Below are 12,674 nucleotides of genomic sequence, written 5' to 3' on the forward strand. Positions count from 1 at the left end.
CCCCATCACCCCTCTTGCCTCTGAGAAAAAAAATGCTATGATGAAAACAAATCGGGCTTCTACGTTGGTGACTGCCTTTCAAGTTTTTTGATCTATGCTTGATTGTGATAAGGGAGCGAATAACCAATCCGTGTGGTAGTAAACCGAGCTTGTACTCGGAAACAGAAACGCGGAATATAAGTTCCCACCTGGTTAACCCAGGTCATAAACTTAGGTAAAACGGCGTAGCGGTCTTTTCAAGTTTTTCGAGCATATAGTATAGGTCAAACTCTGGGGAGATTCCCTGTACTTCCTTAGTTTTGCCCTCTTGGTTGGTCAAAAAAGCCAGTATCTATATTTTTTTCTAGGGTAAAGACTGCTATTTTCGGTAACGCTTGTCACCGCTAAATTGTGACAATCCGGACTACACTAGGGGAAAATTTATGAATTATTGTTAAGCAATGACTGAAAAACAGCCAAGAGTTGTTATCATCGGCGGCGGATTTGCGGGTTTATACACGGCCAAAGCCCTAAAAAACGCCCCCGTTCATGTTACCCTCATCGATAAGCGAAACTTCCATCTTTTTCAGCCCCTCCTCTATCAAGTCGCTACTGGGGCGCTGTCTCCGGCCGATATCTCCTCACCTTTGCGCTTAATCCTACGGGGTCATGACAATACAGATATTCTCCTCGATCATGCCATAGATATAGATCCGGTCAAGGGAGAAGTGATCTTGGAAGATCACCCACCGATCGCCTACGATCAATTAGTTATTGCCACGGGAGTCAGTCATCACTATTTTGGCAATGATCAATGGCAGCCCTACGCTCCCGGGTTAAAAACCATTGAAGATGCAGTAGAAATGCGTCGTCGTATCTATCTCGCTTTCGAGAAGGCCGAGAAAGAAATTGATGCCGAAAAGCGGCAAGCTTTATTAACTTTTGTGATTGTCGGTGGCGGACCGACGGGGGTAGAATTAGCAGGAGCGATCGCAGAAATTGCCCACGGTGCGCTTAGGTCTGATTTCCACCAGATTAACCCCACAGAAGCGAAAATTTTGCTCTTAGAAGGGATGGATCGGGTATTACCTCCCTATGCACCCGATTTATCCGCTAAAGCTGCCGCTTCTCTCGCAAAATTAGGGGTGACAGTGCAAACTAACAGCATCGTTACCAATATTGTTGAAGGTTGTGTCAGCGTCCGTCAGGGAGAAAAAACCACAGAAATCGCTGCCGAAACAATTTTATGGGCAGCGGGGGTAAAAGCATCGAGAATGGGGCGAATTTTGGCCGAAAGAACTGGGGTAAATCTCGATCGCGTCGGCCGGGTAATCGTCGAACCCGATTTAAGTATCGCTGGTTATGCCAATATTTTTGTGATCGGGGATCTGGCTAATTTTGCCCATCAGGGAGATAAACCCTTACCCGGAATTGCACCCGTAGCCATGCAGGAGGGCGAATATCTGGCGAATTTACTAATTTCTCGCCTAAAAGGGCAAACTATTCAACCTTTTCATTATATCGATCGAGGTAGTCTGGCAGTGATCGGCCAAAATGCGGCCGTGGTTGATTTGGGATTTGTCAAGTTTTCTGGGTTCATCGCTTGGTTAGTCTGGGTTTGGGCCCATATTTACTATCTGATCGAATTTGATAATAAATTAGTGGTGATGGTGCAATGGGGTTGGAATTATTTTACCCGCGGTCGTGGCGCTCGTTTGATTACGGGAGAGGGGCAGAATTTAGCCTCGGGACAATTGCCGCAAAATAACGGACAAAATAATAATAATCTCGCCGTTTCTAACCAGACGGAAACTCTCTCTCCACCGATTGTGAAAGTGTGAAAAAATAGCCGTGATTATCTAGTTATCAGTTAGCAGGTAAGAACAATCGATCATGAAAATAGAACGTCCTCACAGTCTAGAAATTACCCCAGAGGAAAGCCAAGAATTAGAATATTTACGGGTTAAAATTGAACGAGCGATCAAAGATGGTGTGATCACAAGAATAGAATTTGAATCGATTAAAACAATCATGTTTTCTAATAAGAAAAATAATCCCGACCAAATCCTCCGGCAAGTGACACTCTATCGCCATTTAGTCGTTGAAAAAATGAATAATGGCGAACTAATTTTTGAATCTCCCCAATAGGGCGAAATCCCCCTTTTATCTATTTAGTACAAATGCTCAGACTTGCTCTCCCTTCTTCCCAATTCCCACTATCCTATACCTTTTCAACGGGATTTAGTAAGTAGCTAGACACAATTAATTAGACATATCTAACCACCTCTTGCCTATTGCCTCCTGCCTTTTGCCTTCATTAGCTTATTCTTTTTTGTCGCTACCCGGAAAAGCTCGACCTTGAATATTTTCTAAAGCTGAAACTGCCGCTCGGGAACCGGCGATAATATCCCGTTCTTCTCCCCCTAAATATAAGCGGCCAAAACTGCCCACGGAAGTAACGTGTAGGATATTAATTAAAGCAGCTTTTTCGGCCTGATTAGCGGCAAGGGAAGCGTAGGCGGCCGGTTGCACTTCTAAAACGTATAAAGTCTGTCCTGCCATTAACATCATACCCCGAGAACTACGGTTAATTAATTGGGCTTGGTACGCGTCAATGTTGCGAATAATTTGGCTAGAAACAATTTGCGGTTTCAGACAATCGTGCTGACTAACGCCTAAATACTGCAAAATTGCCTGACCGGCCGCCCTGACCTCTCCCTGACTGCTAGAATGGAGTTCTAAGAGTCCATAGAGTCGTTCTACGAATAGAACCCCCGGACGAACCACGGCGGATTTGAGGGCAATATCGGTGATGCGATTAATCTCGATGCCGGGGGAAATTTCAATCCAGAGGGAAGAATCCCCGGGTAAGGGTAAAAATCCTTGGGCGACTGTACCGATGTAAGCGGCGTGTTGAAGCTGTAAATTGTCAAGATAAACGTAACTGCGAAGTTCTACACCCAAGCTAATTTCTCCCTCTTTCTGTCCTCTAGCAAATCCCCATTCCAACCCCGGAGCGACGATTAATCAATCCTTAATTAGGGCTTAGGCATTATCATCTTTAACTATAGTATAGAATCGGCTGCCCTTAAATTTGCCTGGGAGAAGCGGTAAAAAAACTATAATTATGGGGACAAACTGAGGGACAACCAGCATGACGATTCTTTTAGGGGGAGATATCGGGGGAACTAAAACAATCCTGCGTTTAGTGGATTGCCAAAACTCACCGGATAGTCCCCAACCCCTGCTAACTACTCTCGATCAAGAAATTTATCCTAGTGAACAATACCCCGATCTGGTCCCGATCGTCCAGCAGTTTTTGGACCAGCAAACCACTATTCCCTCGGTGGCAAAAGCTTGTTTCGGTATTGCCGGTCCTGTGGTTAACAATAGTTCCGAATTGACTAATTTAAGTTGGTCCCTAACTGGCGATCGCCTAAGTCAGGAGCTGCAGATTGAGCGAGTAAAATTAATTAATGATTTTGCGGCGATCGGTTATGGGGTGTTAGGATTAGCCCCAGAGGAGCTGCACAATCTACAGTCGGCCCCCGCAGTACCAGAGGCCCCGATTGCGGTTATTGGTGCGGGAACGGGGTTAGGAGAGGGTTTTTTGATTCCTGTGTCGAAGGGTAAATATCGGGTGTTTGCTAGTGAGGGTTCCCACGCCGATTTTGCCCCTCGATCGAGTTTAGAATATCAACTATTAAATTATCTTTTGGAACTCTATAATATCGAGCGCATTTCGGTGGAGCGCGTGGTTTCTGGCCCTGGAATCACTTCTATCTATCGATTTCTCCACGATAGTAACTATAGTCAGTCATCGCCAGCCATGGCGGAAATTTACCGCACTTGGTTAGCAGAAATGGATAAACCGCAAAAAACCGTCGATTTAGCGGCTAAAATTGCCAGTTTTGCCCAAGATGACTCGGATTATCTCTGTTATCAAACTATGAAAATCTTTGTCGAGGCCTACGGTGCGGAAGCGGGCAATTTAGCCCTGAAGTTGCTTCCCTACGGAGGATTATACATTGCGGGAGGGATTGCGGCCAAAAATCTTCCCCTAATGACCGAGGGTAGCTTTATGAAGGCTTTTCGCGCTAAAGGTCGCATGACAGAGCTATTAGGCAATATTCCCGTCCATATCGTCCTTAATGCTCAAGTGGGACTGATGGGAGCGGTTTACTGCGCTAGTCAGCTATGAGGGAGGGTTTAGTGGAGATGGCTAGGGATTATTTTCAGAATATGATCACCCCGCAAGCGGCCCAGATTGCTTTTTATTGGCAGGGTAAGAGCATCTCAATTAGGCTTGACAAAAGCTTCTCAAGCATATAGTTATTACCCCACTTTCCGCACTTCTTAACATTCAATTGATAGTTTTTAGTAATATATTGCTTAAAACCCGTTACCAGTGGGGAATATAGCCACAATGATTGATTTTTATCAATATGAAGAATTGTAATTTTTTCTCATAAAAAATAAGTTATTGAAAGTGTTCTCAATAGTAGTTTCTACAATGAAGGTTTTTCGTCAAAATATCTTGGGGAATGTAAAAATATATAAAAGTATATGAGGATGTGCGGAATGTCAGATAAATTATACAGATATGGCAGCAGCTAAGTCTGACTGCTGGAGTTGCGAGACCGTTCTATAGAGATTTTGCCACCCTATTTAGAAATCTTTGTCAAGTACAATTTATCGCAAATTAGATGAGCTTACCATGCTCTTTGTTGACCTTGCCTGTTACCGATGAGTTCAGATAAAAAAGATTAAAAATTATTACATTTACCCAGTTAAATAAACCTGGTATTTGGGTACAAAGCTTAGAATAAGAATAGCTGGCAGGAATTCATTTTTACTAGAGGTGCGAGAGGTATGAGGACAGTAAGTCATATCACTCGACTGGTGGGGATTTGTCGGGAGACTATTTACTTTTATAAACTTACTTTTATAAACGCTCTGCATTAATTAAGCCTCCCCAAAGTTCCACATTTGGTTATCGCTTATTTTCGGAAGAAGTTAACAGACTGTTCAGGTGTCTGTTGTCATTCTTCATCATTATTTTGTAAAAAAATCAGCAAAAGAAAAATACTAGGATGGTCAAACTATCATGACAGAACCTAACAATACCCTAGCAACAGCTACATTTATCGGTGCGCTCGGATTTACTCCAACATTCATTTCGGATTTCGTCGGCTTGGCGGACACGCAGGATTACTGGCGTTTTACCCTTAGCGGCACCAGTGATATCAATATCGGTCTAACCGAGTTGACTGCGGACGCGGATGTTCAGTTATTGAACTCGGCGGGAACGGTAATCGGCAGTTCTACGAGAGGCGGTACAAATTCCGAGGATATCCACTTCAATGCTCGTCCAGCAGGCACCTATTACGCCAGGGTCTTTCGGTTTAGCGGTGACACCAATTATAACTTGCGTTTATCCACTGCTGACCCCAGTAATATTCTCGCCCCTCAAGAGAATTTAGGTAATATCGGAAATACTGCTGTTGTCCGCGCTGGCTCAATTAACCCTAACAATAGCTCCGACTTTTACCGCTTCTCGGTGGCATCTTTGGCTAACGTCAATGCTCAACTGACTGGGTTGAGTGCCGATGCGGATTTGCGGATCATCCGAGATGTCAATAATAGCGGGACTGTTGACGCGGGAGATGTCACCGTTGCCTCCACCTCGGGGGGAAGCGCAGCAGAAAACCTCAACATCACCGCCTTGGCGGGGGGCAATTACTTTGCTCAGGTCTATCAATTCGGCTCTAGCACCACCAACTATTCCCTGCGTCTGATTACGGAGGATAATAGCCTAGCTTCCGCCAATAATATCGGGACGCTTACCACTACCCCAGTCAGCTTCAGCAATTTCGTCGGCTTGGCGGACACGCAGGATTACTGGCGTTTTACCCTTAGCGGCACCAGCGATATCAATATCGGTCTAACCGAGTTGACTGCGGATGCGGATGTTCAGTTATTGAACTCGGCGGGAACGGTAATCGGCAGTTCTACGAGAGGCGGTACAAATTCCGAGGATATCCACTTCAATGCTCGTCCAGCAGGCACCTATTACGCCAGGGTCTTTCGGTTTAGCGGTGACACCAATTATAACTTGCGTTTATCCACTGCTGACCCCAGTAATATTCTCGCCCCTCAAGAGAATTTAGGTCCCCTTGTTGGCTCGGTCAACCGGTCGGATTTCGTGGGTTCCAACGATACCTCTGATTTCTATCGCTTTAGCGTCTTCGGTAGTCGCCAGCTAACCGCTGTTGTAAACGGGCTAAGTTCGGACGCTGATTTACGATTGATTCGGGATATCGACTCGGATGGTATTCTCGACGCGGGGGAACTTGTTGCGTCGTCCACTAATTTAGGAACTTCCCCAGAGTCTATTAACCGTTTATTAGGCACCGGAGACTATTACTTACAGGTTTATCAATTCAGCGGTGACACTAACTATAACTTAGGTGTAACCGTGATTTAGCTCAATCCGCTCGGTGTCGGATAAATCTTGCTCAAAGGGAATTCGCCGCCCCCCGTGGGGCGGCACTTTTGGTGACGGAATAGGATCATTAAAATAGGTTTAGGGAAATAGTCGAACCAATAGGCTAATCTTGATGCGTCCAAGAGCGATGAGCCAGACGCAAACCCCAATCGAGCAGATAACCAATTGCGCCAATAACGAGAATCACCGCCATCAACTCTGAATAGGCGAGTCGATCGCGTGTATCGAGAATATAATAACCCAAACGCGCACTAACCCCCAGCATTTCCGCCGGGACAAGAACGATCCAGATAATACCTATAGCCAAACGGAAACCAGTTAGGAGATGGGAGAGGATCGCAGGCAGAATAATCTGGAAAACCGTTTCCCCTCGGGTAGCACAGAGACTGCGGGCCAAAGTCAACCAAGAGCGATCAACCGCGTTAACCCCAGCAGCCGTATTGAGAAGGATCGGCCAGATAGCCGCCACCGTCAGCAAAAAATACACAGGTAGATCACCAATTCCCAAAACCATCACCGCTAAAGGCATCCAAGAAAGGGGCGAGATCATGGGTCGAAATTGAAATAGGGCCGACAAAGCCGATTCAAGGGAGCGATACAACCCGATTAATATCCCCAACGGCACACCGATGGCACTAGCGAGAACCAAGCCCACAAGAACCCGGCGGCAACTGGTGAGGATATGGGGTATAATCTCCCCCCCAACAAAAAGCTGTAATAAAGCGACAAAAGAGCGCTCAGGGGAAAAATCATTTAAAATCGGGTTTGAGTGCCATAGAGGACTGGTAAATAGCCACCAGAGCAATAATCCAAAACCGATACCCCATAAGGGTAGTAAAGCTCTTGGCGGGGAGGTCAAAGATTGTGACTTCATAGGTTCGGATCTCTAAAACTTGATCGTCTCGATGCGGGAGAGATTATTCGGTAAGCCGAAAGCTTTCGGTCCGCCCACCTGTTGCAAGGCATTACGGACAAAAGAGTCATCCACGAGATCCCGGGCCACCTGTCGGGGTTGCAGTTTTTGGAGAAAATCCGTATTTCCTTCCACCTGAGTGGTTTTTAGCAGGCGTACCAGTTCCTCTGTATAGGAAGGGAAAGGATAGGGCTGGAAATCGATCCGGTTGACCTGCCAAGCTGGATTCTGGATTGCTCCGTCTTTCTTATAGAAATTGCGATCATAGTAAGTAAGCGCCCGTTGCAATACTGGCAGCGGGTGAGGCGTATATTTTCCACCATCTTTAGAGAGAATCCGGGCCACTTCCGAGCGATTGCCCCGGGACCAGAGTTGAGCTTTAACGAGGGCGTTGACCACCGGCTGCGTCCATTGTTTCCGTTGCTTAATATCCTCCTCGTGAACAAAAACGACGCAACAGGCGTGATTCTTCCAGACATCGCCGGTGAAACGGAGAACCCTACCGGTTTTTAGATTTTCCGCCGCCGCGTTGAAAGGTTCCGCCACGATATAACCACCGATGCTCTTATTGGCGAGGGCTGATACCATATCCGGGGGCGGGAGAACCACGAGATTAACCTCGTTAGGAGCGATCGGCGCGTCCTTGGCTTTGCGAACTATTTTCAGCCCGTTACGTTGTAAGAGTTGTTGCAAGACCAAATTATGAATCGAATACCAGAAAGGAACCGCGATCGTTTTACCTCCCAATTCCCTGGGATTTTCAATATCGGGAAGGACGGTGAGGGCTGAACCGTTGGTATGGTTCCAAGCGACGATTTTAGCGGGGAAATTGCGCCCGTAACGAATCCAGATCGAGGTGGGAAAAAGAACATGAATAACGTTCACCTGCCGAGCGAGAAAGGCCTCAACAATCTGCGCCCAAGAGCGGAATAGGCGTGGTTGTTCTGTAGTTAAACCTTCCGCTTCATAAAGTTTTCGCGAGTGGGCCACCAATAGGGGGGCGGCATCCGTAATCGGTAGATAACCGATTTTCACAGGCTGGTCGTTGGCATTGGCGTTAACCGGGAGATTCCAATTATCGGCGGCGATCGCTGCTCCGAAGGAACTGGTAAACAATGCCGAAAGTTTCAGAAAATCTCGACCCCTTCGACTTGGCTCAGGGCAAGGGCTCATGCCGCAACAAGCACAATTATCGTGTAGGTTCATGGATTTACAGTGTCATGACAAGGGCTAATTCTTGAAAAATTGACTGGCGTAGATCACTCAAAAGCTTCGCTGACTCGAAACGGGGTTTCGGCATCGAGATGGTCCATTCTCGGCGGATGCCCACCGGATGACGGCCCATGAGAAGAACTCGAGCGGCCACTAATAGGGCCTCATCGATGTCGTGGGTAACGAGGAGAACCGTGCTGTGATAGAGAGCTATGACTTCTAGGAGGAGTTTTTGCATCCCCTTCGACTTGGCTCAGGGCAAGTCGAAACGGGTAATCGCGTCGAGGGCGCTAAACGGCCCTTCGGCTTCTCTCAGGGTCAACTCATCCAGGAGGAGGAGAGAGGGGCGGCGGGCGAGGACGCGGGCTAGAGAAACTCTCTGAGCCATACCGCCCGATAGTTGATGAGGATAGGCACGCTCGAAGCCCTCTAGTTTGACGCTTTTAACGGCGGTGTGAACCCTTCCCTTCGACTTGGCTCAGGGCAAGTCCCGTAATTGCTGATGATCGAGGCGGGGCATCCGCTTTAATTTCAAACCAAAAGCCACGTTTTGCCAAACGGTTAACCAAGGTAAAAGGGCGGGGGATTGAAAGACGATCGAGCTGCGGATGTCTGGGGCTTGTAGGGGTCGTGAGTGCAATTGTATTTCTCCGCCATCGGCACTTTGCAAACCAGCGGCGGTGGCAAGGAGGGTAGATTTACCGCAACCACTGGCCCCAAGCAAACAAACCACCTCACCGGAGCGCACCTGTAGGTTAATATCCTCAAAAACGGTACGGTAGCCATTGCGGGTTTTATAGCGTTTATGGAGATTTTTCAGGATGAGGACGGGGTAATCAGTGGCGACGCTCATTCCCTCACCCCCGCTCGATCAAGTTCGCCCGTGAGAATTTTATCGGTAGAGGACTGACGTTGTAACTCTCTTTCCAGTTGAATCAGGCTCGGAGTTAACACAGGTAAAAAGGCGACCTCCCGCAGTCGTCGCGCCGTGTCGCTATTGCGGAAATAGCCTTTTCCTCCCTTAATTTCCGCTTCTAACCCCACGGATTCCACCGCTAACCGGGTAATGTCCACTCTGAGGGTGAATAGTTGGCGTGTTCGTCCGAGATCGAAGCTTTCTAGGGTGCTGAATTGCTCGATTGTCTTTTCTAGACGAGTCAGACGCTCCCGGGCGAAGAAATAACGATCGCTTGTTACCGCTGCCTTTCCCCCTAAATTTTTCTCCGTCTCCCCAAGGGATTTACGCGTAATGCCAAGGGCCAGTCCGCATTGTAACAGCAAGAAACAGGGGCGGACTGAGGGTAAAAATTTTGCTGCTTCCAAGCTGATAATCCAGTCGTGAGATAACTGAACTCGATCGAATTCAAGGGTACTGGTGCGGGAAGCTTGTAAACCCAATAATTGTAGATCTTCACCCCGTTTTAACCCCTCTGCGAAGGAGGGAAGGGCGAGGATAAGAGTTTGTCCCGATCTAGTTTGAGCGGCAACGGCCACTATAAATTCTCCGTTAGAGTCGAGGTTAGAGGCCCAGGGCAGGAAACCATTAACAGTGACGTTTTCCCCCTCGATCTTTGCCTGTAAACGCAGCTCCTCGATCCCGCCGAGGTACTTCATCGCGTTAGAGAGTCCTGTCGCCCCAGCTATCTCTCCCTTGAGAACAGCAGGTAGAATTTTGTTTTGTAGGTAAGTGTTATTACTGGCGGCCAGATATTGAATAAAGACGCGCTGACACCAGAAAACAAAACCAGTGGTCAGGCAGCATTGGGATACAGCGGAGATCGCCTCTACTGCCTGTAGTAAGGAGCCACCCTGGCCTCCTAAGCTTTCAGGTATAGCATAGCCGAACCAGCCCGATTCTCCTAGCTTGGTTAGGGCCGAACCGACGTTGAGATTAGCTGTACCGTTGTTGAGGTCAGTGGCTCTTTCTTCCAGAAAAGAAAGGATTTCGGAGCCTCGATCGAGCATAATTGTTTTCTCCTAGGGGTGAATATTTTCAATCGAGGTCAAACTATCTATAGGTGCGCCGACCACTTCTCTGGCTCTTTTTACCGCCGCTTCATCGGGACTATCGTAGAAACAGAGACATTTACTCAAGTCTTCGCAAACATAGGTACGCTCGAAACTGACTTCCGGCACTTGAGTGTAAAGGGGGGTTTTCTCCGCTTTTCGTTGCAGGTAAGTTTCCATCGTTAGCCCCGGGGGTAAATTCCACTGTACTAGATAGTTGGCTTTGTCTTTGCGCTCTCGCACAGTGGCTAAGTCCTGCCCAATCAAGCGCATTTCCTTGATTAGTTGCCAACTTAGCCCAGCGTTTTCTAGTACTTGTTCGAGGGAGGCGCGATCGATCGCTTTGATAATCAGGAATAACCGCCCCTCCGTTCCACCGATTAGGGCCTCGATTAACTCTCCCTGGGATTTTGAGGCGAGTGTGGCAATGCGCGACCATATCTCGCTCACCTCTTCTTTTGTCCTTTCTCGTCGATCATCCTCTACTAGATATAGAGTCATAATTCATCTGAAATACATTTACAATACATTTAAGTTTACTGTCTTGGAGAAAAAAAGCAATATTTTTAAGCGCCTCAAAACGCCGCGGCCAGAACCCTTGCCTTGGGTGATATGCGTGACCTGCTCAGGTGGCTGAGACTCACAGTCTGTGTCAAGTGCCACGGGTACTAAATCCGTTGAGCATAGGCTACATATCAGGAGAAGCAAGAGGCAGAAGGTAAGGGGCAAAAGGGGGAATAAATAATCAGTTTTTAATAACCGAATTTAGTATGACTCTCTTCTGCCTAGAATGACAGAAGAGAGATAAGTTGTGTTGAGAAATGTGTAGAGTTGGAGCCGACCCTTGACTGGAACCTAAGCTCTCGTGATAACTTGTATAGGAGTTATCGACAAGACCCCATCAGCTAGACAGACCCTTCCAGTTTCTCTATGTTTCATCCTAACCAATCGGAAACCCGCGAAGATATCCGCGAGTATGTGGCTCAACTACAACTTCACATGGCTTTACAAGCTCGTAATCTCGTGCCTAGTCTGACTAATACTAGAGATAGTCGCGAGAAACTACTGCAGGATACCCAGGCGACTATTGAAAAAATCGTTTCTCGTCATTTCTAGTTGACCGATTTTAGTATAGTCACTTGAGCCACAGGACAGGCGATACAAGTGCCAGAATTGTCACAGAGGCGGCTGTCAATAATCTCGATGCCTCCGCTTCTGCAAGAGCAAGAATTGTCTCCTGTCCATCAGTAGGCATTTACCTTGTGGTGACAGCAAAGATAAGACCACCAGTTTTTTGGTTGTCTGTATTTTAGATGGTCATAATCTGAGATTTATTGAACTTCTGAAATCGTAGGAGTTAGCAAGGAATCCAGTTCATTTTTAGGTTTCAAATAGGCATCATTCGGACATCCTTAACGAAGGCAGGGAGCAGGAGTCCGCTTTTGTAACGGGGATTTATGCGCCGCTCCAAAGACTTTTCGCCTTAAGGCGAGGTTTTAGAGCCGATTTTTTCAATAAATAGCAGAAAAAAACTCGGAAAAGTTTTCATAATATTTGGCATAGAAGCATTTATTTTTAACGAATTTACACAGCCTTTCAATTAAATTAAGATTAGGCGAATAAGGCGGAAAATAGAGAAACTATATTAACAAAAAAAGAGCCAATTCCTCAACAACTTTACATTTTTGATAGTGGGCATTCTATTCCAGTTAATTGACAAATTTGCTTAGGAGTAATTTTTTAGCTTTTTAGCCATAGTATTTCCATTGAGGGGTACTCTGGGATGCGGATGATTAAACCTTTCATTATAAAACACTTTTCTTCCTTTTCACTAAATTCTATCTTAATCATCTTTTGTTTTTCCAGCCTAGCTTTCCCCTAGATGATTACTTTTAAAGGAAAAGTTTAAGTTGTGAACGTGCGAAGTATATAGCAATTCTCTGACTCATGAGGTACAGTAGCAACAGTGAGTAAACCAATTGCGAATATCTTTTTGAGTAACTTCTAACATAGCTAATTCAATCCCTTCTATTAAGTCTTTGTAAGTTCTTGCCT

10 protein-coding genes, 1 other RNA gene and 3 pseudogenes are annotated in these 12,674 nt (G+C 46.5%); 6 read left to right on the plus strand and 8 right to left on the minus strand.

Annotated features, from left to right (window positions below; all coding sequences use genetic code 11):
- The first annotated feature begins 50 nt into the window (after positions 1–50).
- The 3 genes from ssrS to IQ234_RS16390 all read left to right on the plus strand — a co-directional run bounded on the left by ssrS (position 51) and on the right by IQ234_RS16390 (position 2,127).
- Positions 51–238: non-coding RNA, 6S RNA (gene ssrS, locus IQ234_RS16380), on the plus strand.
- A 202-nt stretch (positions 239–440) separates the two neighbouring features.
- Positions 441–1,820: an NAD(P)/FAD-dependent oxidoreductase gene (locus tag IQ234_RS16385; protein ID WP_193957862.1), complete on the plus strand. Its 1,380-nt coding sequence runs from the start codon at positions 441–443 to the stop codon at positions 1,818–1,820.
- 52 nt (positions 1,821–1,872) lie between these two features.
- Positions 1,873–2,127, plus strand: a complete 255-nt coding sequence (locus IQ234_RS16390) for a hypothetical protein (RefSeq protein ID WP_193957863.1) — start codon at positions 1,873–1,875, stop codon at positions 2,125–2,127.
- 174 nt (positions 2,128–2,301) lie between these two features.
- Here the strand turns inward: IQ234_RS16390 and IQ234_RS16395 are convergent, their stop codons facing one another.
- On the minus strand, positions 2,302–2,943 hold the full coding sequence (locus IQ234_RS16395) for a hypothetical protein (RefSeq protein ID WP_193957864.1): 642 nt from the start codon (positions 2,941–2,943) through the stop codon (positions 2,302–2,304).
- A gap of 190 nt (positions 2,944–3,133) precedes the next feature.
- Here IQ234_RS16395 and IQ234_RS16400 point away from each other — a divergent pair, with 190 nt between their 5' ends.
- Positions 3,134–4,180, plus strand: coding sequence for a glucokinase (locus IQ234_RS16400; RefSeq protein WP_193957865.1), 1,047 nt, complete (start codon positions 3,134–3,136; stop codon positions 4,178–4,180).
- Positions 4,181–5,086: 906 nt separating this feature from the next.
- A complete protein-coding gene (locus IQ234_RS16405; RefSeq protein ID WP_193957866.1) occupies positions 5,087–6,466 on the plus strand; it encodes a PPC domain-containing protein in 1,380 nt (459 codons plus the stop codon).
- A gap of 124 nt (positions 6,467–6,590) precedes the next feature.
- On the opposite strand, the gene IQ234_RS16410 is transcribed toward IQ234_RS16405, so the two are convergent.
- The 5 genes and pseudogenes from IQ234_RS16410 to IQ234_RS16430 form a co-directional block, all read right to left on the minus strand.
- Positions 6,591–7,361 carry an ABC transporter permease gene (locus IQ234_RS16410; protein WP_193957867.1) on the minus strand — a complete coding sequence of 257 codons (771 nt, stop codon included), beginning with the start codon at positions 7,359–7,361 and terminating at the stop codon, positions 6,591–6,593.
- A gap of 12 nt (positions 7,362–7,373) precedes the next feature.
- Positions 7,374–8,606 (minus strand): ABC transporter substrate-binding protein, encoded by a 1,233-nt coding sequence (locus IQ234_RS16415; RefSeq protein WP_193957868.1) that lies wholly within the window; start codon positions 8,604–8,606, stop codon positions 7,374–7,376.
- Between the two features lie 4 nt (positions 8,607–8,610).
- Positions 8,611–9,465, minus strand: a pseudogene (locus tag IQ234_RS16420) (ABC transporter ATP-binding protein).
- Positions 9,462–10,577, minus strand: coding sequence for an acyl-CoA dehydrogenase family protein (locus IQ234_RS16425; protein ID WP_193957869.1), 1,116 nt, complete (start codon positions 10,575–10,577; stop codon positions 9,462–9,464). The pseudogene IQ234_RS16420 and the gene IQ234_RS16425 overlap by 4 nt, the downstream one beginning before the upstream one ends.
- A gap of 12 nt (positions 10,578–10,589) precedes the next feature.
- Positions 10,590–11,120, minus strand: coding sequence for a DUF4242 domain-containing protein (locus tag IQ234_RS16430; RefSeq protein ID WP_193957870.1), 531 nt, complete (start codon positions 11,118–11,120; stop codon positions 10,590–10,592).
- 429 nt (positions 11,121–11,549) lie between these two features.
- On the opposite strand from IQ234_RS16430, the gene IQ234_RS16435 reads away from it, so the two are divergent.
- Positions 11,550–11,735, plus strand: coding sequence for a hypothetical protein (locus tag IQ234_RS16435; RefSeq protein WP_002731861.1), 186 nt, complete (start codon positions 11,550–11,552; stop codon positions 11,733–11,735).
- Between the two features lie 193 nt (positions 11,736–11,928).
- Here IQ234_RS16435 and IQ234_RS22010 read toward each other — a convergent pair.
- Positions 11,929–12,319, minus strand: a pseudogene (locus tag IQ234_RS22010) (transposase); the annotation flags it as partial.
- A gap of 245 nt (positions 12,320–12,564) precedes the next feature.
- Positions 12,565–12,674: pseudogene (locus IQ234_RS16445) on the minus strand (IS630 family transposase); the annotation flags it as partial.

The sequence above is a fragment of the Microcystis aeruginosa LEGE 91341 genome (assembly GCF_015206885.1).
Lineage (GTDB): Bacteria > Cyanobacteriota > Cyanobacteriia > Cyanobacteriales > Microcystaceae > Microcystis > Microcystis aeruginosa_H.

Excerpts from the sequence above, each read along its gene's own strand:
- IQ234_RS16385 (WP_193957862.1), top strand. The coding sequence starts at position 441 with ATGACTGAAAAACAGCCAAGAGTTGTTATCATCGGCGGCGGATTTGCG.
- IQ234_RS16390 (WP_193957863.1), top strand. The coding sequence starts at position 1,873 with ATGAAAATAGAACGTCCTCACAGTCTAGAAATTACCCCAGAGGAAAGC.
- IQ234_RS16400 (WP_193957865.1), top strand. The coding sequence starts at position 3,134 with ATGACGATTCTTTTAGGGGGAGATATCGGGGGAACTAAAACAATCCTG.
- IQ234_RS16405 (WP_193957866.1), top strand. The coding sequence starts at position 5,087 with ATGACAGAACCTAACAATACCCTAGCAACAGCTACATTTATCGGTGCG.
- IQ234_RS16410 (WP_193957867.1), bottom strand. The coding sequence starts at position 7,361 with ATGAAGTCACAATCTTTGACCTCCCCGCCAAGAGCTTTACTACCCTTA.
- IQ234_RS16415 (WP_193957868.1), bottom strand. The coding sequence starts at position 8,606 with ATGAACCTACACGATAATTGTGCTTGTTGCGGCATGAGCCCTTGCCCT.
- IQ234_RS16425 (WP_193957869.1), bottom strand. The coding sequence starts at position 10,577 with ATGCTCGATCGAGGCTCCGAAATCCTTTCTTTTCTGGAAGAAAGAGCC.
- IQ234_RS16430 (WP_193957870.1), bottom strand. The coding sequence starts at position 11,120 with ATGACTCTATATCTAGTAGAGGATGATCGACGAGAAAGGACAAAAGAA.
- IQ234_RS16435 (WP_002731861.1), top strand. The coding sequence starts at position 11,550 with ATGTTTCATCCTAACCAATCGGAAACCCGCGAAGATATCCGCGAGTAT.